The following is a 23,242-nucleotide window of genomic DNA, read 5'->3' as shown; positions in this document are numbered from 1 at the left end:
GAGCCGCTAACCAGGCAGAGAGTCGTACAGCAGGCGGCTGCGATAGGTGAGATTGGCGGCCTTGCAGTTATCAAGCAAGCCACTGTTGGGCAGGCACGTATGCATATACCAGGGTAAGTCGGTCCTTGGCGTCAACCTGATCTTATCCAGGCGACTGGGCTCGTCTTGTTGCGCCAGGGTGTAGGCGAGCAGATACAAGGGCTGCTGCTCGGGATGTAAAAAATAGCTTGGGTGCGAGCCCATGGCCCGCTGGGGCAGTTGTACCGGATGAGAGGTGGGCGCTTGATGCTGCTTGGCGTCCATATCCATTTCAAGCGTAAAGGAGAGACAGGGTGCAGTACTTTGCACTTGCTGCGTCGCACACAGTGCAGTTGGCACCGGCGCGGAACTCTGCTGCGAAAACTGACCAGCACCGAGCGCACTTGCAAAAACAAGTGTGATGGCAGCCACCCAGAATATCAAAAATGCACGCACAATAAGCTCACCCACAAATCATCATCTTGCCCCGTTAAGTTGTTATTTCGACATCGGGCAATCTACTCTTAGATATGGGCAAAAGACGATAAATCAAACCTCTATCTAAAAAATCGCTGTTTGGGAGATGCTATGCTAGGTCAGGTATTTAACGATGCGGTCGCGCGCTTAAAGCGCATTGGCGCACTCACCCAGTGCTCTAATCAGGTGATCAGTGCCCTCAGTCATGCCAATGCCATGTTGCACGTCAATGTTGAGGTGCGCATGGACAATGGTCATATTCACTACTTCCCCGGCTATCGCTGTCAACACAATAATGTGCTCGGCCCGACCAAGGGCGGGATACGTTTTCACCCTCAGGTCAACGCCGATGAAGTACAGGCTTTGGCGCTGTGGATGACGCTAAAATGCGCGGTGGTGGGTATTCCCTTTGGCGGCGCCAAGGGCGGCGTCTGTGTCGACCCAAAAACCCTCTCCCCCTTTGAACTGGAGCGCTTATCCCGCTCCTATGTGCGTGCCATGGCCGACTTTATTGGTCCGGAGCGCGATATTCCCGCCCCGGATGTCTATACCAATGCCCTGATCATGGGTTGGATGATGGATGAATACGAAAAAATTACCCGGGTAAAAAACCCCGCGGTGATCACCGGCAAGCCTATCGCCCTCGGCGGCAGTTTAGGACGAGACGATGCCACCGGCCGCGGCGCCTATTTGTGCATCAAGGAGTTGGAAAAACGCGACCAGCTTACGCCACAAGAAACCCGCGTTGCCGTCCAGGGCTTTGGCAGCGGCGGCTACCATGTGGCGCGCCTGCTCGCCAATGACGGCTATAAGGTGGTGGCGGTCAGTGACTCGCAAGGGGCCATCTATCGTCAGGAAGGTTTGAATATAGACAGTGTTTATCGGCAAAAGCAACAGCATAAGGAGCTCAAAGCCGTGTATTGCGAAGGCTCGGTGTGCGAGGCCCTAGAGCACCAACGCCTCAGTAATGCCGAACTCTTGGTCAGTGACGTCGATATCCTGATCCCCGCCGCTCTCGATGGGGTGATCACGGCTGCAAACGCCGCAGCCATTCAAGCCCGTTACATAGTGGAGATTGCCAATGGCCCGGTGACCAGCGACGCCGATGCTATTTTGAAAAATAAAGGGGTGATAGTGATCCCGGATATTCTTGCCAACGCTGGTGGTGTCACCGTCAGCTATTTTGAATGGACGCAAAATCGCTGTGGTCAGCGCTGGCCAAGAGAAAAGGTCAGCGAAGAGCTGAGCCAGGTAATGCAACGCGCCTTTAAGCGCGCCAATGATCTGGTGGAAAAGCACGGCATGGACTTTCGCGACGCCGTCTATGCCGTGGCTCTAGAACGGCTCAGTGAAGGCATTGAAGCGCACGGCACGCCGGATTATTTCAACGGCGGTTGAACAAACATCTTGCTGCTAAGTTCGACCAGGGCGTCGAGCTTAGCTTTATCGACCGGAGGTTTCCAGGCTATCAACTGCTCCCAAAATGCCAGCTCTTTGAGGCCACCAAAAAACACCACGGCGGCGATATCCGGAGCAATATCCTTAAGCGCGCCCTTGCTGTGGGCTTCTTCGAACCATTCATTGATACCCTGCTCGCAATGCTTAAAGCGCTCATCGAGCATGGCGGCGCGCTTTTTCGAGCGCAATGATTCGATCAAAATAATACGGGATAAGGTCAAGTAGTCCTTATCCTGAGTCAGCCTCAGTGCAACATCGGCTAACTTTTGCAGCTGCTCTTTAATCGGCGTTTGCATGCAGAAAGGGTTGTCTTGTAGAGGGCGAATACGCTCAATCAACAAATCGACAACGCCGTCAAAAAGTTGTTCCTTGTTGCTGTAGTATTTGTACAGCGTGCGCTTTGATACCTTGGCCTTAGTGGCCACCGCTTCCATGGTCGTGCCTGCCAGCCCGCGTTGGGCAAACAAGGCAATGGCTGCGCCGATCACTGCTTGTTGTTTTGTACTACTCATGTGCCGCCCCTTATGTCAACGCTCGGCAGTATAACTAAACTGCACTAAGAAGATAGTTGGTAAACGAAAAAGTATACCTAAATTAAAAAAAAGTATACACTTTCGTTTACTTGGTGACCATTGGGTTACAATAATTACATTTAGCAAAGTGAATTCATTCTTTGGGGAATTGACGCTACGCTTTCTTTAAAGTGGCTTTTTTGCCATGCGATAACAGCCTGAAGATGCCAAGTATTCCGCCTCGGCGGCACCTAAATACCATATAACTTGCACAGGGAAACGCTTATCTTATGCGCACTAACCTAGTTAATTCTTTCGCCCGCTCCGCGTCTTTGGCGCTCACTGCCAGCTTACTCTTAAGTGCCTGTGAGCAAGGCGCGCAGCAGCAACAACAGGCCATGCCTCCAGCTCAGGTCGAAGTACTGGCCGTCACCCCTATCGACGCGCCCTTTGTGATCTCATTGCCAGCGACGGTATCGGGCTCTAAAGAAGTTGAAATTCGCGCCCGCGTCAGTGGCGTGCTTGAGTCTCGAAACTTCTCGGAAGGGCAAAAGGTCAGCGCCGGGCAGTCACTCTTTACCATTGACTTAGCACCCTATCAGCTCGCCTATGAACAGGCCCATGCCGCCGTAGTCGCCGCCAAGGCACGGTTAGAGCAGGCACAAAGAGAAAGTAAGCGACTGGCAAAGCTGCGCGAAGATAAATCGGTTTCCCAGCGCGATTATGATAACGCCCGTTCCAGCGTCGATATCGCCGAGGCGGATCTCAATGCCAGCGAAGTGCAACTGCGCGAAGCCAAGCTCAACCTGGACTATGCCCAAGTGAAGGCTCCGGTTAACGGCATTATGGGTCGTGAACAGGTATCGGAAGGCACCTATGTGTCCGGCCCAGAGGTATTACTCACGCAGATCACCGCACTCGATCCGGTGCGAGTGCGCTTTGGCCTGTCCGAGCGCGAACAGCTGATGATGCGCCAGGCACAAAAACGCGGCGAACTAACCCTGCCTGCGGATGGCCAGTGGCAAACCCAATTGAAACTACAAGACGGCAGCCTGTATGAGCATATGGGCACGGTAAACTTTACCGATGTGCGCATTAACGCCAATACCGGCACCTCGGAATTTCAGGCCATAGTCGCCAACCCGGACTTTAGTCTTCGCCCAGGTCAGTTTGTGCAGGTCGAGTTGCTAGGCGCTGAACACAAGGGCACCTTTGCCGTCCCGCAAAAGGCTGTGCTTGATAATGGCACCGGCAAATTCGTTTACCTTGCTGCCACCAATGAGCAAGGCGCCACCATAGCCCGCCCCGCTCCCGTTGAGGTCGGCGAATGGTATCGCCAACAAAAGGGTGAGCAAATAGAAAACCTGTGGATTATCCGTAGCGGCCTGAGCGCCGGCGATAAGGTGATCGTCGAAGGCATGGCTCGTATCTTCTTCCCGGGCATGCCGGTTAGCGTCATCAACGAGCAAGGATAAGGGCATTATGTTTTCTCGATATTTTATCGATAGGCCGATCTTCGCCTTTGTGATCTCCATCGTCATAGTTCTCGCGGGTCTAGCCGCCATGCGCGCCCTGCCCGTGGCCCAATACCCAGAAATCGCCCCACCTGTGGTGCAGGTGACCGCCAGTTACCCAGGTGCCGCCGCCGAGGTGCTTGAGCAAACCGTGGCCGCCCCCATAGAAAATGCCATCACCGGCGTTGAGGGCATGATGTATATGGCATCGACGTCCACCAGTGCCGGCACCACCACCATAGAAGTGACCTTTGAAATCGGCACCGATGCCGATCAGGCCGCGGTGGACGTAAACAACCGCGTTAAGCAAGTGGAAGCGCGTTTACCCGAGGAAACCCGTCGCCAGGGCGTGGTGGTACAAAAAGGTTCATCCAGCTTTTTGCAGGTGCATGCTTTTTATTCCCCGGACGACAGTCGTTCGGCGCTGTGGACCTCTAACTATGTGACCTTGAATATACTGGATCGCATCAAGCGCATCCCAGGCACCACCAATGTGCAAATATTCGGTGCCAAGGACTATGCCATGCGCATCTGGTTGCGACCGGACTTAATGAGCCAACTTGGCGTGACGGTGGACGAAATCACCACCGCCATTCGCGAGCAAAACTCTCAATATGCCGCTGGTAACATAGGTGCCACGCCAACCCATGTGGCGCCGCAATCTTTGGTCTACAGCGTCACCGCTCGTGGCCGTATGTCGGAGCCAAAAGAGTTTGAAAACATTATCCTGCGTGCCAATGCCGATGGCAGCTCGCTGCGTTTAAAAGACGTAGCCCGGGTTGAGCTCGGCGCCAAGGACTATAACTTTGAAGGCAGCTTTAACGGCAAAGAAGCTGTGCTGATGGGTATTTTCCTGCAGCCCGGTGCCAATGCCCTGGAAGTCGCCGAAGAAGTCGGCGCCGTGATGGCCGAATTTAAGCCTCAGTTCCCGGTGGGCCTTGAGCATGTGGTCTCCTACGACACCACTCGCTTTGTTGAAGTGTCCATCCGTGAGGTGTTAAAAACCCTGATAGAAGCCATGATTTTGGTGTTCCTGGTGGTGTATCTGTTCTTACAGAACTGGCGCGCCACCCTTATTCCGACGCTGGCGGTACCGGTTTCCTTGCTTGGCACCTTTGCCGGCATGTATATGTTGGGTTACTCCATTAATACCTTGACCCTGTTCGGTATGGTGCTTTCTATCGGTATCGTCGTCGATGATGCCATCGTGGTGCTGGAAAACGTCGAGCGTATTATGCACGAAGAGCATGTCAGTGCCCGCGACGCGGCGATTAAGGCCATGGGCGAGGTCTCCGGTCCCGTGGTGGCCATAGTCCTGGTGTTATGTTCGGTGTTTGTGCCCATCGCCTTCCTCGGCGGTTTGACGGGTGAGCTGTTCCGCCAGTTTGCCATTACCATTTCTATCGCCGTGAGCCTCTCTGGTGTGGTCGCCTTGACCATGACGCCGGCGCTGTGCGTGCTTATTCTTAAACACGAACACAAGCAAACCGCAGGCTTCTTCGTCTGGTTTAATAAGTTCTTTAGTGCGATTACCCATAAATACGTGGGCGCCGTTGGCTTTATGGTGCGCCGTGGTCTGCTGGGTTTAGTGCTTATGGTAGCCATGGTCACTGCCACCATAGGTCTCTGGCAAAAAACGCCAAGTTCACTGGTTCCCGATGAAGATCAGGGTTTCTACATCGTAGCGGTATTCCTACCGGATGGTGCCTCGTTAGAGCGCACCTCCGCGGTGGTGGATGAGGTGATAGCCGCGGTGCAATCAAACCCGGCGAACGAAAATATTGCCTCCTTTACTGGCTTTGACTTTATCGGCGGCGGTTTTAAAAACAATGCCGCGACCATGTTCGTCACCCAAACCCATTGGGATGACCGCGAGGTAGATACCAAGGCCCTGGTCGGCGAGCTGTTTGGCAAAACCGCCCATATCAATGAGGCTCTTGTTCTGGCGTTTAACCCGCCGGCTATTTTCGGCTTAGGAAGCACGGGCGGCTTTGAGTTTTATATTCAAAATAAAGGGGCCGGAGGCCCGGAGAAACTGCAACAGGCCATGCAACTGGTGATGAGTGAGGCGCAAAAGAGCCCCATAGTCGGCGGCGTGCAGACCCTGTGGCGCCCGGACGCACCGCAATTGAAGGTGGATATTGACCGCGAGCAGGCCCGTGCCATGGGCGTCAATATTAACGAGGCCTTTAATACCCTGGCCGGTACGCTGGGCACCTACTATGTGAATGACTTCAACAAGTTTGGGCGCGCCTGGCAGGTATTAATGTCGGCAGAGGCACAATATCGCATGCAGCCTCAGGACATTGGCCGTATTTATGTTAAAAGCAGCTCAGGTGAGATGGTGCCCATGTCGGCCTTTACCACCATGGAGTTTAGCCGCGGCCCTGATAGCCTAAGTCGCTACAACAACCTGCCGGCGGTCAAACTGCTGGGCGAGGCGGCACCGGGTTACAGCTCGGGTCAGGCCATCGCCGAAATCGAGCGTATTGCCGCCCAGGTTTTGCCTGCGGATATGAGCTATGACTGGACCGGCACCGCCTTCCAGGAAAAGCGCAGCTCGGGTACGACCGGCTTGGCGCTGGGCCTGGCGGTGATCATGGTGTTTTTGATCCTAGCGGCGCTCTATGAGCGTTGGTCTTTGCCCTTGTCCGTGATGCTGGCCCTGCCCTTTGGTACCTTTGGCGCCCTTATTTCCATTTGGATAGCGGGCCTGACCAATGATGTCTACTTCCAAATTGGTCTGGTTACCTTGCTCGGTCTGGCCGGTAAGAATGCCATTTTGATCGTCGAATACGCCCTGTTGAAACATCAGCAAGGCTGGAGCGCCGCTGCAGCAGCACTTGAGGCTGCCCGACTGCGTTTTCGCCCCATTATCATGACCTCCATGGCCTTTATCCTTGGCGTTGTGCCCTTGGTGCTGAGCTCGGGAGCTGGTGCCGGTGCCCGCCACAGTGTCGGTACCGGGGTCATGGGCGGCATGATGGCGGCCACCTTCCTGGCCGTATTCTTTGTGCCCCTGTTCTTCTACTGGCTAACTCAACGTCGCCTCGGTGAGCGCCGCTCACGCCAAGAGCTCGCGGATGAAATTGCCAGTCAGCATAAAAAGGAACATGTGGATACCAAGGAAGGCTTGGTTTAAAACAGCTATAAAAGGCGGCAAAAATTGCCGCCAATCCGCCTTCAAAGCGGGATATTTAGCTGACATTCAAGCTATTAATGCTAAACTAGCGGCTTGTTTTTCAGTGATTGACAGCAATGACCTTTAGATTACTTCCCGAGTGGCATCCACAGGATGCGGTAATGCTCACCTGGCCCCATCAAGACACTGACTGGGCGGCCAACCTATCTGCCGTTGAGCAGGTTTATCTTGAATTAAGCAAGCACATCAGCGCACGCCAACGCCTGCTGATCGTAGCCGACAATGCCGAACTAAAAGCGCAGATCCGCAGCAAGCTGGTTGAGCAAGGTGTCGACCTGACTCAGGTATGCTTTGTTGATGCGCCCTGTAACGACACTTGGGCAAGGGATCATGGCCCGCTGACTCTCAGCGACGGGCAAGAGCTTAAGGCCATAGATTGCCAATTCACCGCCTGGGGCGGTAAATATCAGGCCGACAAAGACAATGCCATTAATGGCCAACTGTTTGCGCAAGCGCTCAATCAAGGCGTGCGCACCCAGCAGAGCGATTTTATCCTCGAAGGCGGCGCCATTGAAATTAACGAGCACGGCGTACTGCTAAGCACCCGCGCCTGCGTACACAATAAAAACCGCAATGCCAGCATGAGCGCAGAGCAAATCGATGCGGCATTGGCCGAGTTGCTTGGCGCCAACAAGATTCTTTGGCTCGAGCACGGCTATTTGGCCGGGGATGATACCGACTCTCATATCGATACTCTGGTACGTTTTGCGCCTAACAACACCCTGGTGTATGTGCGCTGCGATGACCCGCAGGATGAGCACTATGACGAGCTTGGCAAAATGGCCGAAGAGCTGGTCGCTCTGCGTGGTCTTAATGACGAGGCCTATGAGCTAATCGCACTGCCTTGGCCTAAGGCCGTGTACAACAGCGAAGGCGATCGTCTCCCTGCCACCTACGCCAACTACCTTATTATTAACGATGCTGTCTTGGTGCCGACCTACAATGACAGCCATGATCAGGTGGCGCTGGCACAAATAGCCAAGGCCTATCCGGGACGTGAAGTAATTGGCGTAGACTGCTGCGCCCTGATTGAACAATTTGGCAGCCTGCACTGTATTACCATGCAGTTGCCCCATGGTTTTTTGGAGAATAAATAATGTCCTCTTCGAACTTAGCCGTTGCACTCATACAGCAGCAAAACACCGCAGACCGCGACTTTAACCTTAACAATTCCATCGCCGGGATCCGCGAGGCCGCCGCCAATGGCGCCAAGTTGGTAGTGCTGCAAGAGCTGCATACCGGCCTGTATTTTTGCCAAAGCGAAGACGTAAACCAGTTTGACCTGGCCGAAACCATTCCTGGTCCAAGTACGGATACCCTGGGTGCACTGGCCAAAGAACTGAATATAGTGATCGTTGCCTCCTTGTTCGAGCGCCGCGCCGCAGGTCTTTACCACAATACTGCTGTGGTACTTGAATGCGATGGCAGCATCGCAGGTAAATACCGCAAGATGCATATTCCGGACGACCCAGGCTTCTACGAGAAGTTTTACTTTACTCCGGGCGATCTTGGTTTCGAGCCCATTAAAACCTCGGTGGGCACCTTGGGCGTACTCGTGTGCTGGGATCAGTGGTTCCCTGAAGCGGCACGTCTAATGGCCACGAAAGGCGCAGAAATTCTGATTTACCCAACCGCTATCGGCTGGGATCCTAACGACGATGCCGCAGAGCAAAAGCGTCAGCAAGATGCCTGGGTCATTTCGCAACGTGCCCATGCGGTAGCCAACGGTGTGTATGTGATCAGTGCCAACCGCACAGGTTTTGAAGCGGATCCCACGGGCCACAGTGCCGGTATCCAATTCTGGGGTCACTCCTTTATTGCCGGACCTCAGGGTGAGTTTTTGGCCACCGCCAGTGATGACAAGGCCGAAGTATTAAGCGCCGACTTAGATCTGGCCCGTGGCGAGAATGTACGCCGTATCTGGCCTTATCTACGTGACCGCCGTATCGATCATTATGGCGACCTAACCAAACTTTATCGCGACTAAAACGGAGATTTCCATGCAGTTAGCGCAGTTCATCGAATTGCCTTGGGTAAAAACGCAACAAGATAAAATCAAATGGGGTCAGTTAAGCGGCAGCGCTCTGACCCTGAGTGTCGGCGAAGCAGTGAAGCAACACCCGCAATTGGTGGTGTTAGTCACCCCGGATACGCCCACGGCATTGAAACTTGAGCACGAACTTCATGCGCTACTGCCTCGCGAACAGGTCATGGTGTTTCCCGACTGGGAAACCCTGCCCTATGATCACTTTTCGCCGCATCAGGATATCGTCTCCACCCGCCTAAGCACCTTGAGCCGCTTGCGCGACTCGCATCAGGGTGTGTTGATAGTGCCGGTATCGACCCTGATGCTGCGCGCATCGCCCAAACAATTTATCTATGGCAATGCCATCGTCTATCGCGTCGGTGACACCCTGAATATCGACAAGCTGCGCAAACAGCTGGACGACGCCGGCTATATACACACCCAACAGGTGATGGCGCATGGTGAATACGCGGTGCGCGGCTCGGTTGTCGACCTTTTCGCCATGGGCCAAAATGCGCCGGTGCGTTTTGATCTATTCGATGACGAAATCGACAGCATGAGTCATTTCGATGTCGATACCCAGCGCTCCAGCGAGCAAATCAAGGCCATCAACCTGCTCCCCGCCCATGAGTTTGGTACCACGGATACGGACATAGAACGTTTTCGTATCCAATACCGTGAAGCCTTTGGCGCCAGTGCCGAGCAAGACTCTGTGTATATGCAGGTCTCCAAGGGCGCATTGCCACCTGGGATAGAATATTATTTGCCGCTGTTTTTTGAGCAGTTGGACACTTTATTCGATTACCTGCCCGAGCAGGCCGTGTTTATGCATATGGGCGATATTCAGCACGGTGCCGAGCGTTTCTTAGCGGATGTCTACAGCCGTTATACCAGTCGCAAGGTTGACCCGCTGCGCCCCTTGTTGGAGCCGCAACGTCTCTATCTGCCCATTGAAGAGCTTAACAGCCGCTTTAAACAGTATCCGCGAATCGAGCTCTCCCAAGCCAGTCTGCCGCTGCGCGCCGGGCATTTTAACCTGGGCACAGAGCCCTTGCCCGAGGTGCGCATCGACCATGCCAAACAGCCTCCCTTTGGTGCATTTTTGGACTATGTCCTGGCGGAAAAACAGAACAAGGGTCGCATCGTTTTAAGTGTGGAATCCGATGGCCGCCGCGAAGCACTCTTGACCCTGCTAAAACCGAGCGGGTTAAAAATTACACCTTGTGAAAACCTCGATGCGGCGCTCGCTAGCGATGCGGATATCACCATGATCGTCGCGCCCTTTGAGCAAAGCGTGGTGCTCAATCAAAACGGCCGTGTCAGCCTGATCACAGAGCAGGAATTACTGGGTATTCGCGTCTCCCAACGACGTCGCCGTAAACACAAGCATCAGGTCAGCAGTGACGCCCTTATTCGTAACCTGGCTGAACTCAAAGAAGGCCAGCCCATAGTGCACCTCGACCATGGTGTCGGCCGCTACATCGGCCTGGAAACCCTGGACGCTGCGGGCGTGGCCACCGAGTTTGTGACCATAATGTATGCCAACGACGCCAAGCTTTACGTCCCTGTGGCCGCCTTGCATATGCTTAGCCGCTACTCTGGCGGTGAAGAAGCCAGCGCCCCGTTACATAAACTGGGTTCAGATGCCTGGGAAAAAGCCAAAAAACGCGCCGCCGAAAAGGTCCGCGATGTGGCCGCCGAATTGCTTGATATTTATGCCAAGCGCCAGGCCAAGCCCGGCTACAAATTTGCTCTCGATGAGGCCGGCTATCGTCAGTTCAGTGACAACTTTGTCTTTGAAGAAACCGAAGATCAGCAAAATGCCATAACCGCCGTGCTTGAAGATATGCGCAGCAAAAACGCCATGGACCGCCTGGTGTGTGGTGATGTAGGTTTTGGTAAAACCGAAGTCGCCATGCGCGCCGCCTATGTTGCCGTGGCCGATGGTAAGCAGGTGGCGGTATTGGTACCGACCACCTTGTTGGCGCAGCAGCACTTTGAAAACTTCCGCGACCGCTTTGCCGACTTCCCGGTAACGGTAGATATCCTATCGCGCTTTAAATCCACCAAGGAACAAAATGCCACCCTGGCCAAGATTAAAGAGGGCCAGGTGGATATAGTGATTGGCACCCACAAGCTGCTGCAGGAAAACATCGAGTTTGCCGATTTAGGCCTTTTAGTGGTAGACGAAGAGCACCGCTTTGGCGTACGTCAGAAAGAAAAAATCAAGGCGCTGCGTGCCGATGTCGATATTCTCACCCTGACCGCAACCCCAATTCCAAGAACGCTGAACATGGCCATGAGTGGCATGCGCGATCTCTCCATTATCGCCACCCCGCCGGCAAAACGCCTGGCGGTAAAAACCTTTGTTCGTCAGCGCGATGATGAAATGATCCGTGAAGCCATTTTGCGGGAAATTAAGCGCGGGGGTCAGGTTTACTTCCTGCACAATAATGTTGAAACCATAGAGCGCACCGCCGAAGACATCCGCACTATCGTGCCAGAAGCAACGGTGGCCGTAGCCCACGGACAAATGCGTGAGCGCGAGCTGGAATCCCTGATGAGCGATTTCTATCATCAGCGCTTCAACGTGCTGGTCTGTACCACCATAATCGAAACCGGTATAGATATTCCCAGCGCCAATACCATTATTATGGACAGAGCCGATCGCCTTGGTCTGGCGCAACTGCATCAGCTAAGGGGCCGTGTTGGTCGCAGCCATCACCAGGCCTACGCCTATTTGTTAACGCCACCGCCCAAAGCCATGTCTAAAGATGCGCAAAAACGTCTCGAGGCCATCGCCTCGCTGGAAGACCTAGGCGCTGGCTTTACCCTGGCCACCCATGATTTGGAAATCCGTGGCGCCGGTGAACTGCTGGGCGATGAGCAAAGCGGGCAAATTCAAACTATCGGCTTTAGCATGTATATGGAAATGCTGGAGCAGGCCGTTGAAGCATTAAAAAATGGCCAGGAGCCCACCTTGGACAAGCTGCTTAAATCCCACACAGAAGTGGATTTAAAGCTGCCCGCCCTGCTGCCTAATGATTATATAGGCGATGTAAATCTGCGTTTAGGCCTTTATAAGCGCATCGCCAGTGCCGGTGATACGGAAACTCTGGACGAGCTTAAGGTAGAGCTTATTGACCGTTTTGGCCTGTTACCCGATGCCACACAGCACTTATTCGCCCTGCAGGAGTTGAAACAACGTGCCGGTGCAATAGGAATAACCAAGGTTGAAGCCAATCCTAAGGGCGGTTATTTTGAATTTAGCCAGCAAACCAAGGTCAGTCCGGGCTTTATTATTGGTTTAATTCAAGCGGATCCAAAACACTATAGAATGGAAGGCGCGAATCGGTTACGCTTTATGATCAGTGAAGCCAACGCCAAAGAGCGACTTAAATTAATTACGGCAATGATCACTGAATTTGAAGCCAAGGTAGGAAATTAATGATAAGAAAAATGTTAGTTATATTGGCGGCCATGCTCAGTGCCCCAAGTTACGCGGACGGTCGTTGGTTTGAAATCGAGATACTGGTTTTTGAACAAGGTCAGACTGGCAGTACGGAAACCCTGCGTAATGAAGAACTCGAGTTAGACAAGTATCAATACGATAACGACCTGCTGACCCCAGCTTATCTGCGCACTCTTAATAATCAATGTGATAATGGCCAGATCAGCCCACCACAGCGTACTACAGACGCTTTTACAAATTCAGGGCAAACGCAAAGCGAGGGCTGTGATTACAATAATGCCGACCTGGTAAATCTGCAGCGCTTGCCCAAGATCCCCAATGCCGAAACCCAAAGCCATACCGCCAGCCCCTATGTGTTGGCGCCGGAGCAACTGCAATTTAAAGAGCAGCGCCAAGCTCTCAGCCGCAAAGGTAAGCAACTTCTGTTGCACACAGGTTGGCGTTTCGCTGGGCAATCTAAGCGTGCGGCACCACGTTTTCGCCTTTTCGGCGGCGAGCAGGTTGCCACCTTGAGTGAGCTTCCCGAGCAGCTGACAGAAGATAGTCTATTATTATCGCCAAGCACCCATTATGAACCGCAGTGGCAACTGGACGGTTTTTTAAAGGTGCACCTGAATCATTATCTATACATCACCTCTAACCTAGTAACCCGTGCCATTGGCGACACAGATACCTCGGTCAGTGGTGAGTTTTCACAATTTCGCCGCGTCATTTCCGGCGAGATTCATTATTTCGATCACCCGCAAATTGGCATGCTGGTGCAAATTAGACGTTTTAATCACTAATGAGTGAAAAGGAAAATAACATGAAAAAATCTCTACTTTTAGCCATCACTGCAGGTCTTACTTTAAGCGCTTGTTCTAAAGTAACCTTGGAAAACTATGAACAAATCAAGGTGGGCATGGACCGCGCAGAAGTAGAAGCGCTATTAGGCAGCCCATCGGCCTGTGAAGACAAAGCCCTACACACCAACTGCGTCTGGGGCTCAGAAAGTAAAAACATCCAGGTTACTCTGGTATCAGACAAAGTAACCCTTTATTCTGAAAAAGGCCTGTAATACAGGCCCGGTGGCGCTGCTACCCATTAGCTCTGTTGCACCTCACCTATAGGCTCTAAGGCCACTACAGCAGAGCGATTTACCGTGATCTTATAGCGCTGGGCATATTTTTCGCCAGCGCTAGTATGAGTGACCAATACCAGGTTAATTTGGTAGCGCCGCTCTACCGTATGTTTGCGGATCCCCTTGCCGGTATATTCATACAGTTTCCCTTCCCCTTTACGTAAATAACGCACCATGGGTGCCAGACTAATACTAGTTGTTTGATTTAAGGCATCATAGCCAGGCAGGAACTCATTCACCAAAATTTCATTTTCAAACTGCATATATAACCACTTAGCCGCCTGTTTATTTTGCTGACGACGCTTTGAAAATATAGCAGCCACATCTTTTGGTATACGCTTAGGTCGAATATATTCAAGCCAGACTTTTTGTTTACCTATCCGCGTACGTGTGGTGTTGTTGTAGAATATGTTCAGCCACTTAGCACGGCCACGAATAATACGGCGCCAAATAAAATAGGTGAGATCTTCCTTAAAAATTTCCCGCAAACCATAAATAGCACCCAATAAAGCCACCAGGCCTACCGTGACCTGAGTGAAATTGGTGCGCGTATTGAGCACCAGCACCATCACAAAGGCCATAATCACTGCGGTAACCAAGCCCTTCACCATACGTTTAAGTACGGCATCGAGATTTTTTGCCTCCCTTTTCAACACCACGCCATGCTCAATTAAGCGCTGTAGTAGCAACATCTTGTTGGCAAGGCGGTTGGGATCTTCCAAGGTCGGAGAAGAATTATAGCGGGCATTTTCGCGGTGCTCGTTTTCATCTTGGCAATATTGTAGTAATTGCGAGCGCTCCAGGCCAAAGTCGGTGGTTTTTGGTGCCTTATCGAGCAACTTTAATAGTCCTTGCTCTATATACCAACTAAGAAAATTATCGGCATTGTGATAAAAGGATAATAGCTTTCTATCTTGTGGTTTATAACGACGTAAGCGTTTTAAAAGCCGTTGAGTTTCATGCATTAATGCCAGAGAACGTATATAAAACTCATCAGCCTCACTAATACTCAGCGCCTCGGCAATATCAGCATCTACAGCCAGGCGTACCTGATAGCAATATAAGTTCAGATTTTGCCGGTATTCTTGATCATCCCCCCGCACCTTACTCACATAACGACTACGAACCAAGGGTAAATGTATACCACTGGCGTTATAGGCCAGATGACTTTTTATATGGTTATAGTAAAAGCTCTCTTCACTCAGGGTATTGGGGTTAATGCCCATTTCGTTGGGGATACAAAAAAACAATTCGATACGGGTGTGGGATTTAGGGTGCAATGACTGCCCCAACGCCAAACGCAAGCCTTCATCAAGTTTGAGCGTAGCAATTTCGTGCAATGATTAACCCCCATATTTTATTGATAATAAAAGTATAACCTATTTTTCAGGGATAAAAAAAATGCCCATCAGCACGCTGACAGGCATTTTAATGCTAAGGCACTAAGGCCAATTAGAACTTAACGTTCACACTCGCGAAGAAGCGACGACCTAGTACGTCATAAGTGTACGGGTCAGTGTTAGAATCGTTATTACCTGTGTAGTAAGGGGGCTGCTTATCGAACAAGTTGTTTACACCACCGCTTAGTTTAACAGTATCGTTGATAATGTATGAACCACTGATGTCATGATAAACAATACTTGGCGTAGTTGGCGCGTAGCAAGTTTCTTCTTTACCAATACAGCTAAAGCTATCCATCCCAGCAATGTAACGAGCCTGGTATTGAGCATCCCAATCGTCGCCAGCAACATTTAGCGTGAAGTTAGACTTAATATCTGCGTAACCACCAGTACCTGAAGTGATAAGGCCGGCATAGTCTACTGGCTCTTCAGTCGCTTGAACAACATACTCGTCTAGGAAAGTCGTATCTAAGCTAGAGCGCCAGTTCAAACCAGCAGCTTCAAAGCTATAAGCAAGATTTAAGTCATAACCTTTAGTTTTCTCAGAACCAATGTTCTGCAATTGGTTGTTAAAGATAATACGACCGGTCGAGTCTATAGTCACACCTGCAGACTTACATAATGCTAAGTCTGCATTCTGCTCTTGGTTCGCCAAGCAGGTATCAACAATATACTGATTATCTACTTCTGTGATGGCATTTTCGATTTCAATATCGTAGTAATCTAATGTCATTGAGAAGCCTTCGAACCACTGTGGCTCGTATACGATCCCAGCGGTTAGCGTATCAGCTTCTTCAGGCATTAGATCCTGGTTACCACCTACAGTAACTTCTGCTTGGTCTTGAGCACCTGGATAATCTATTTGCTCGAACGAAGGTGAGTTGCCTGAGTATAGCTCTGAAACCGTAGGTGCACGGAAAGCTGTTGAAGCTACGCCTCGAAACATTAGCTCATCATTCACTTTCCACGTTAGACCAAGTTTCCACGTTTCATCGCTACCAAATGTGCTGTAATCAAATGCACGAATCGCAGCGCTTAAATCAACCATTTGTGCAAATGGCAGATCCGCAAGTAATGGTAGTGCAAACTCTACATACGCTTCGTTGACGTCGAAACCACCCGACGTTGGCTCAACTGGTGGATCATTAGCTAGACCCTGAGCGGTTAAAGAGTCTGGTGTATACCAAGCTTTTTCTTGACGACGTTCAATACCTGCAGCAAAAGCTGAGTAGCCTGCGGGCATTTCAAACATTTCACCCGACACTGATGCAGCAAGAATAAACAGCTGACTACCGCCATTGTTTACTTCGGTATATACATTTTTGCGGAAAGAATCTGATACCCAGTCATTCTGATTTAAAGGATTAAACGTACCGGCAGTGATCTGATCCTGAATAGCTCCCATATTATGAAGATTGCTTAGCTTATCTACTGAATCATTACGACCAAAGTTAGCTGACACATCCCAAGCATATTCGCCAACAAAACCTTCAGCACCGATTACCGCACGAACAGTGTCTACAGACTGCTCAAAGAATCGAGGTCCAGTGTCGCCCATACGACGGCCATAGAAGATATCATCACCGTAAGCGTAATTTGCAGTTTCTGTAATGTACTTTCCGTCAGCATCACGGTCAGCAATGCCATCACCATCACGATCAACTTTACTTACGTAAGTTTGATCCAAAAGTGAGTCCCCCATTGCTTCTGTGTACTGGAAGCCGAACCATACTGGTTGAGGTGCCATTTGCTGCTCTGACCAACGCTTGGTATAAGTAAATTCAGTAAACAAGCGCGTATCGTCGTTAAGCTCGAAGTTTGCCACACCAGTTAGATTTAAACGCTCCATAGGAGTGTACAGATAACTAGCTGGAGCAAAGTTATAACGGTCTGCATCGGTATAGGGATGTAAACCTCCTAAACCACTTAAACCTGAATCTTTGTATGCTAAGCCAGAAGTAATTGGGTTACCGTCTTTATCTACAGTATTCCCATTCTTGTCTATGTCGCCAATGATACCATCTTGCCAAATGTGACCACCCTCAGAATAAACTGAGCCACCATTACAGTTTAGGCCATTAGCACCTTCTGAAATAGGACATTTAGAGAAATCACGGTCGGCTTGAGAAGCATCGCCACGGTCTGTGTACTGAAGGCCAATAACCACGTTACCACGGTCAAATGAGCTACCAAGTGTAATATCAAAAGACGTTTCTTCTGCATCGCCTTCACCTGTGATGGCACCGCTTAGGTTCATGTCCAGGCCTTCAAAGTCATCTTTTAGGATGATGTTCACAACACCCGCTACCGCGTCGGTACCGTAAACGGCAGAAGCACCGTCTTTTAGTACTTCAACTTGCTTGATCATTGAAACTGGGATGGTGTTAAGGTCAACTGTAGACGCAGCACCAGTACCTGAGGCGATCATACGACGACCGTTTACAAGTACCAAGGTGCGATTTGCACCTAAACCACGTAAGTCAATACGCGCATTACCACCTGAACCATTGTTGACACCAGGGTTAGTCATGGCACCGCCAGTTGCGGTCATTTTCTGTAAAACACTGTCGATGCTGGTCGCACCCATGGCTTTGATATCATCGGCGCCGATTAGGGTAACCGGAGAAGCGGTTTCCATATCAGAACGCTTGATGCGTGAGCCTGTTACTTGAATCTTTTCAATTGCATCGGCTGAAGAATCCGCAGCAATTGCTTGAACACTTGAGAACATAGGCAATGCTGCTAAAACAGCTAGCCCTAGTTGTGTCTTTTTCATATTAAACCCTACTTGTTGAATTTTCACCCGTTTAGGGTGGTTATACAGTTCATATTTTTATGAAGTTACTGCATAACGCCGAGCAACTTAGGTTTAATTAACTGAATGAAAACTGAATGAGCGACCAGGGATTAAACACCATGAAATACTCCACCTTCTCGCTTAAACTCATGTAACCACTTGTTATAAATGTTTACGTCAAAACGCCTTTAAAAATGCGGGGTGAGGAACTAATAAAACGACAATTTTTGATACCTGAAACTATATGCGACAACTTTGTAACCCGATGTAATCAATCGTGAGTAAGTTTACTTAATCGAAAATTTACAACTTATACACAGGCCGTTATTCATACATTTAAAATAGACAGGTTAAATTAATAGCCGAGCTAATACGGCTTTGGGCTTGTCAAAAAAGAAATCAAGGGAGTTGATTATAATTCAAACCAAATACGGTGAATTTATATGCAAAAAAGATTACCCCGGCGTGCTGTGGTATTGCCACAGCATTCAAGAAAACATGCGTTAGAAATTCACCCGGTTATCTACTAGGAACTTATTTTTTCCAACAAGGCCAGAGCGTTATATCAGCGATGAGTGTTAGGGATGAGTGACCTTAATGGGATAAGTTAACCTGCGAATTTGCCCGTTACGGCTAATATCGACGCTCAGTTGCCAAATCATCTGAGCTTCTGAGCAGGCACCGACCATGATATCCGCTTGCCATAAATGCTTGTCTATTTGCTTAAAAAACACCGGAATAGTACCCATGTACATGGTCACACCCCGCATCTTTGCGCCTTCAATCTGAGCATCGTTTGGCATATGTAAAGACACTGAAAAAGGCGACTCTGGGTGAACATACTCAGCACTGAGCGCAAAGTGGAATGGCTCGATATGCAAGGGATGAGAATCACAACAATGGGTGAGCTGCGTATCTTTGTCTATACTCTCTTTGTTTATACTTAGGTTGCTGTCGTTACACGCAGTCAGTGACAGCAGCGCCGTGAACAGGGAAAGCAAAACAAGAGAGTGACGGGTGTGGTACGACTGCAACATGGTTATTTATTGAACGTTAATTTAGCGCCAATATTAACCAATGGGATCCGTCCTGACTAGGCATGAGTTAAAAATTCCCCAACTTCACGTGATAATTTGATTGAAGTCATTATTTTAGCCATTTGCGCTATCTTTTTGAGGTCAAAAATTTTATTATTTCGACCGCAAATAATAAGAGTGTTGTGAGTCTGCTTTCTGAAACGCTTCGTAAAATGAGAGTTTTAGGTAGCCGGCTTTGACACCATCAGTAGGCCCTATTCGCAAGAGTAGGTATTTCATTTCTAATCGCATAATAATGCAGCGGAAACCTGACAATGAGCCAAACAGTAGCATCACAAACTGAGTACAACTATAAAGTTGTTCGCCAATTCGCTATTATGACAGTGATTTGGGGCATCGTTGGCATGAGTGTTGGTGTATTAATTGCTGCCCAGCTTGCCTGGCCAGCATTGAACTTCGATACCCCATGGCTAACATACTCTCGACTGCGTCCGTTACACACGAACGCTGTTATCTTCGCATTCGGCACCAGCGCCTTGTTCGCAACGTCTTACTACGTTGTGCAGCGTACCTGCCAAACGCGCCTTTTCTCCGATAAACTTGCAGCTTTCACCTTCTGGGGCTGGCAACTGGTTATCGTATTAGCCGCCATTACCCTGCCTTTGGGTATTACCAGCTCGAAAGAATATGCCGAGCTTGAGTGGCCAATCGATATCCTAATCGCCGTCGTTTGGGTTTCTTACGCTGTTGTTTTCTTTGGTACCTTGGTTAAGCTAAAGTATCGCATATCTATGTTGCCAACTGGTTCTATGCCGGCTTCATTCTTACGGTTGCGGTATTGCACATTGTTAACAGCATGGCAGTGCCTGTTTCACTGACTAAGTCATACTCTATCTATGCTGGTGCCGTTGATGCCATGGTACAGTGGTGGTATGGCCACAATGCGGTAGGTTTCCTACTGACTGCTGGTTTCCTTGGTATGATGTACTACTTCGTACCTAAGCAAGCGGGTCGCCCTGTTTACTCTTACCGTCTATCGGTTGTTCACTTCTGGGCACTTATCTCTCTATACATCTGGGCTGGTCCGCACCACCTACACTACACAGCTCTACCTGACTGGACTCAGTCACTAGGTATGGTAATGTCGGTCATTCTATTCGTACCTTCTTGGGGTGGTATGATCAACGGTATCATGACGCTATCTGGCGCGTGGCACAAACTACGTACCGACCCGGTACTGCGTTTCCTAGTTGTATCTCTTTCTTTCTACGGTATGTCGACGTTCGAAGGCCCAATGATGGCTATCAAGTCAGTTAACGCGCTTTCTCACTACACTGACTGGACCGTAGGTCACGTACACTCGGGTGCCCTAGGTTGGGTTGCTATGATTTCAATCGGTGCGACTTACCACCTGATCCCTGCACTATTCGGCCACAGCCGCATGTACAGCGTGAAACTGGTTAACACCCACTTCTGGCTACACACTGTAGGTGTTGTACTGTACATAGTTGCTATGTGGATCTCTGGTGTAATGCAAGGTCTTATGTGGCGCGCAGTTAACGAAGACGGTACGCTTATGTACAGCTTCGTACAATCGCTAGAAGCTTCATTCCCATTCTACGTCATGCGTTTCCTAGGCGGTGTATTCATCGTAGCGGGTATGCTGGTAATGGCCTACAACAGCTATCGCACTATTGCAGCTAAGAAAGGCTCAATTGCAGACGATGCGCAAGCACAAGTAGCTTAAGGGGTAGGATGATGAGCAATAAAAACTCTAGCAACAAACATGAAATTGTTGAAAAGAACGTTGGCCTAATGGCCATCCTTACGGTATTTGCTATCAGCTTTGGTGCCCTAGTGGAAATCACTCCCTTGATGTTCCAAAAAGACACCACTGAGCCGGTAGACGGTCTACGCCCCCTAACGGCGCTAGAACTTGAAGGCCGCGATATCTATGTACGTGAAGGTTGTTATAACTGTCACTCACAGATGATCCGTCCTTTCCGTGACGAAGTTGAACGCTATGGCCACTACTCGGTAGCCGGTGAAAGCGTTTGGGATCACCCATTCCAGTGGGGTTCTAAGCGTACCGGTCCAGATCTGGCTCGTGTTGGCGGACGTTACTCTGACGATTGGCAATATGCGCACTTAATGGACCCACGCTCAGTGGTTCCTGAGTCGAATATGCCAGCCTTCCCTTGGTTAGATGAAAATCGAGTAGACACAGAGTACACCCTGAAAAAACTACAAATCTTCCGTGATAGCTTTGGTATTGATAAAAATACTGACCGCTATAATGGCTTAGGCTACGGTACAGATGAAGAGTTACAAACTCAGGTTGACGAGATTAATGCTATGAACGACGGCCAAGGTGCGACTGAGATGCAAGCGCTTATCGCTTACTTACAGCAACTTGGTACACACTTGAAGTAATTATTATGGATTACGGCACGTTCAGAGGCATTTTAACTCTGGTAATAATGGTACTTTTTATCGTGATTGTGTTGTGGGCCTTCAGCAAGCGCAGCAAAAAGCGCTTCGATGATGCCGCCAACGCGGTGTTTGAAGACGAAAAGAAACACCAAAGCACAATCACTAATGAGGAAAAGGAGTCTGAGAAATGACTAGCTTTTGGAGTATTTGGGTCATCGTTCTAACCTTGGCCTGTCTAGTTCTGCTCTTCGGCCTACTGGTTTGGAACTTAAAGAACTTCGTAGGTGTTAAAGAAGGCGAGAGCTGTGGCCATGAATTTGATGGCATTGAAGAAATTAACAACCCGCTACCTAAGTGGTGGACCTACATGTTCTTCGCGACCTTCGCGTGGGCTGTGTACTACCTTGCTGCCTACCCTGGCCTAGGTAACTTTGAAGGCTTCTTAAAGTGGAAGAGCTCTAACCAGGGCGTAACATCACTAGAAGAGTCTAAGAAAGCGGTTGAAGACATGCACGCTGATGGCTACCGCATCCAGTTGGATGGTGAGTACCGTGCGGCAGACGAAAAATTCGGACCTATGTTCAAATCTTTCGCCCAGCGTGACGTATTGGATCTAGCATCAGATGAGCAAGCACTAGAAATCGGTCAACGCCTTTATCTACAAAACTGTGCTCAGTGTCACGGCTCTGACGCCCGTGGTGGTGACGGCTTCCCTAACCTAACCGACAAAGATTGGTTATACGGTGGTACGCCAGACAAGATCAAAGAAACAATACTACACGGCCGTATCGCTGCTATGCCTAGCTGGGAAGCAGCCCTTGGTGGCGAGCAAGGCGTAAAAGAAATGACTGCCTTTGTACTAAGCCTTTCTGGTCGTACGGTTAACCAACGTGATGCGGACGCAGGTAAAGCTAAGTTTGCCATGTGTGCTGCCTGTCACGGTGCAGATGGTAAAGGCTCGGTGGCTCACAACCTACCTTTCGGTGCGCCTAACCTAACCGACAACACCTGGTTATACGGCAGCGGTTCAGCTCGTTCGGTAGAAGAATCTATCGCTAACGGTCGTGCCGGTGTGATGCCAGCATGGAAAGATATCCTAGGCGAAGACAAGGTTCACCTGTTAACCGCCTACGTATACAGCCTGTCGCAAGACAAGTAAGCATACGAATTTAATCGAAATCAAAAAAGCCTCCTATTTGGAGGCTTTTTTTTTAGGTTTTTATCCGCCAATGCCGTAAAATAGCCGCAACTTAATGGCAACTAACTTGGTATTATGAACACTACTCCCTGGTATAAGCAGTTTTGGCCTTGGTTTTTACTTTTCTTCCCTCTTACAACCATTATTGCCTGTATTGGCCTTATCACCATGGCGGTGGGCAATGGCCCTGATATGGTGGTCGATGACTATTATAAAAAAGGCAAAGCCATCAACCTCGAGTTAACCAAGTTCGACAAGGCTAAGGCCTTGTATTTGCACGGTGATTTACAATTCACGGATGAGCGTATCAGCTTTGCCTTTACCAAGGGCGATGACTCAAAAGTCGCAGCGCTCAACATAGGTTTATACCACCGCACTCTAAGCGATAAAGACGTGAGCTTTCGCCTGACCAAAAATGCCCATGGCCAGTTCACCACCCTACTCGACACGCCTATCGAACAAGGCGCCTATACGGTATTTATCACTCCATTTGATGACAGCTGGAAGTTGAAAGAAAACATTCAACTGCCACAAGCGGACACGATTAAAGTGAGCCCCGAGTATAAATAAATGCCCGA

17 protein-coding genes and 1 pseudogene are annotated in these 23,242 nt (G+C 49.9%); 13 read left to right on the top strand and 5 right to left on the bottom strand.

Annotated features, from left to right (window positions below; all coding sequences use genetic code 11):
- Window positions 1–6: 6 nt before the first annotated feature.
- Entirely contained in the window at window positions 7–474 is a 468-nt protein-coding gene (locus C2M17_RS05355) for a hypothetical protein (RefSeq protein ID WP_158683980.1), read from the bottom strand.
- Window positions 475–606: 132 nt separating this feature from the next.
- On the opposite strand from C2M17_RS05355, the gene C2M17_RS05350 reads away from it, so the two are divergent.
- A complete protein-coding gene (locus C2M17_RS05350; protein WP_105199839.1) occupies window positions 607–1,893 on the top strand; it encodes a Glu/Leu/Phe/Val family dehydrogenase in 1,287 nt (428 codons plus the stop codon).
- Here the strand turns inward: C2M17_RS05350 and C2M17_RS05345 are convergent.
- Window positions 1,875–2,465 carry a TetR/AcrR family transcriptional regulator gene (locus C2M17_RS05345; protein ID WP_105199838.1) on the bottom strand — a complete coding sequence of 197 codons (591 nt, stop codon included), beginning with the start codon at window positions 2,463–2,465 and terminating at the stop codon, window positions 1,875–1,877. The two genes, C2M17_RS05350 and C2M17_RS05345, sit on opposite strands and share 19 nt — an antisense overlap.
- 290 nt (window positions 2,466–2,755) lie before the next feature.
- Here C2M17_RS05345 and C2M17_RS05340 point away from each other — a divergent pair, with 290 nt between their 5' ends.
- The 7 genes from C2M17_RS05340 (at window position 2,756) to bamE (ending at window position 13,736) form a co-directional block, all read left to right on the top strand.
- Window positions 2,756–3,940, top strand: a complete 1,185-nt coding sequence (locus C2M17_RS05340) for an efflux RND transporter periplasmic adaptor subunit (protein ID WP_105199837.1) — start codon at window positions 2,756–2,758, stop codon at window positions 3,938–3,940.
- 7 nt (window positions 3,941–3,947) lie between these two features.
- Window positions 3,948–7,121: an efflux RND transporter permease subunit gene (locus C2M17_RS05335; protein WP_105199836.1), complete on the top strand. Its 3,174-nt coding sequence runs from the start codon at window positions 3,948–3,950 to the stop codon at window positions 7,119–7,121.
- A 116-nt stretch (window positions 7,122–7,237) separates the two neighbouring features.
- Entirely contained in the window at window positions 7,238–8,278 is a 1,041-nt protein-coding gene (locus C2M17_RS05330; protein ID WP_105199835.1) for an agmatine deiminase family protein, read from the top strand.
- A complete protein-coding gene (locus C2M17_RS05325; protein ID WP_105199834.1) occupies window positions 8,275–9,168 on the top strand; it encodes a carbon-nitrogen hydrolase in 894 nt (297 codons plus the stop codon). Before C2M17_RS05330 ends, C2M17_RS05325 begins: the two co-directional genes overlap by 4 nt.
- Before the next feature lie 13 nt (window positions 9,169–9,181).
- Window positions 9,182–12,655: a transcription-repair coupling factor gene (gene mfd, locus C2M17_RS05320; RefSeq protein WP_105199833.1), complete on the top strand. Its 3,474-nt coding sequence runs from the start codon at window positions 9,182–9,184 to the stop codon at window positions 12,653–12,655.
- A gap of 11 nt (window positions 12,656–12,666) precedes the next feature.
- Window positions 12,667–13,464: a CsiV family protein gene (locus C2M17_RS05315; RefSeq protein WP_158677927.1), complete on the top strand. Its 798-nt coding sequence runs from the start codon at window positions 12,667–12,669 to the stop codon at window positions 13,462–13,464.
- 20 nt (window positions 13,465–13,484) lie between these two features.
- Complete coding sequence (gene bamE / locus C2M17_RS05310; protein WP_105199921.1) at window positions 13,485–13,736, top strand: outer membrane protein assembly factor BamE domain-containing protein; 252 nt, start codon at window positions 13,485–13,487, stop codon at window positions 13,734–13,736.
- 26 nt (window positions 13,737–13,762) lie between these two features.
- Here the strand turns inward: bamE and C2M17_RS05305 are convergent, their stop codons facing one another.
- The 3 genes from C2M17_RS05305 to C2M17_RS05295 form a co-directional block, all read right to left on the bottom strand.
- A complete protein-coding gene (locus C2M17_RS05305) occupies window positions 13,763–15,139 on the bottom strand; it encodes a hypothetical protein (protein WP_442792597.1) in 1,377 nt (458 codons plus the stop codon).
- Between the two features lie 112 nt (window positions 15,140–15,251).
- Window positions 15,252–17,975, bottom strand: a complete 2,724-nt coding sequence (locus C2M17_RS05300) for a TonB-dependent receptor (protein ID WP_105199831.1) — start codon at window positions 17,973–17,975, stop codon at window positions 15,252–15,254.
- Window positions 17,976–18,574: 599 nt separating this feature from the next.
- A complete protein-coding gene (locus C2M17_RS05295; protein WP_105199830.1) occupies window positions 18,575–19,033 on the bottom strand; it encodes a hypothetical protein in 459 nt (152 codons plus the stop codon).
- Window positions 19,034–19,347: 314 nt separating this feature from the next.
- Between C2M17_RS05295 and ccoN the strand changes: the two are divergent.
- From ccoN to C2M17_RS05270, 5 genes and pseudogenes are all read left to right on the top strand, one after another.
- Window positions 19,348–20,780, top strand: a pseudogene (ccoN, locus tag C2M17_RS05290) (cytochrome-c oxidase, cbb3-type subunit I).
- Between the two features lie 11 nt (window positions 20,781–20,791).
- Window positions 20,792–21,466, top strand: a complete 675-nt coding sequence (ccoO, locus tag C2M17_RS05285; RefSeq protein WP_105199829.1) for a cytochrome-c oxidase, cbb3-type subunit II — start codon at window positions 20,792–20,794, stop codon at window positions 21,464–21,466.
- 5 nt (window positions 21,467–21,471) lie between these two features.
- Window positions 21,472–21,657 (top strand): cbb3-type cytochrome oxidase subunit 3, encoded by a 186-nt coding sequence (locus tag C2M17_RS05280; RefSeq protein WP_105189573.1) that lies wholly within the window; start codon window positions 21,472–21,474, stop codon window positions 21,655–21,657.
- A complete protein-coding gene (gene ccoP, locus C2M17_RS05275) occupies window positions 21,654–22,625 on the top strand; it encodes a cytochrome-c oxidase, cbb3-type subunit III (RefSeq protein ID WP_105199828.1) in 972 nt (323 codons plus the stop codon). The genes C2M17_RS05280 and ccoP overlap by 4 nt, the downstream gene beginning before the upstream one ends.
- Before the next feature lie 114 nt (window positions 22,626–22,739).
- Entirely contained in the window at window positions 22,740–23,234 is a 495-nt protein-coding gene (locus C2M17_RS05270) for a FixH family protein (RefSeq protein WP_105199827.1), read from the top strand.
- The last annotated feature ends 8 nt before the right edge of the window (window positions 23,235–23,242 follow it).

This window comes from Pseudoalteromonas sp. T1lg10 (genome assembly GCF_002964545.1).
In the GTDB taxonomy this organism is placed as follows: Bacteria; Pseudomonadota; Gammaproteobacteria; order Enterobacterales; family Alteromonadaceae; genus Pseudoalteromonas.
This window is presented reverse-complemented; position numbering and strand designations above follow the sequence as displayed.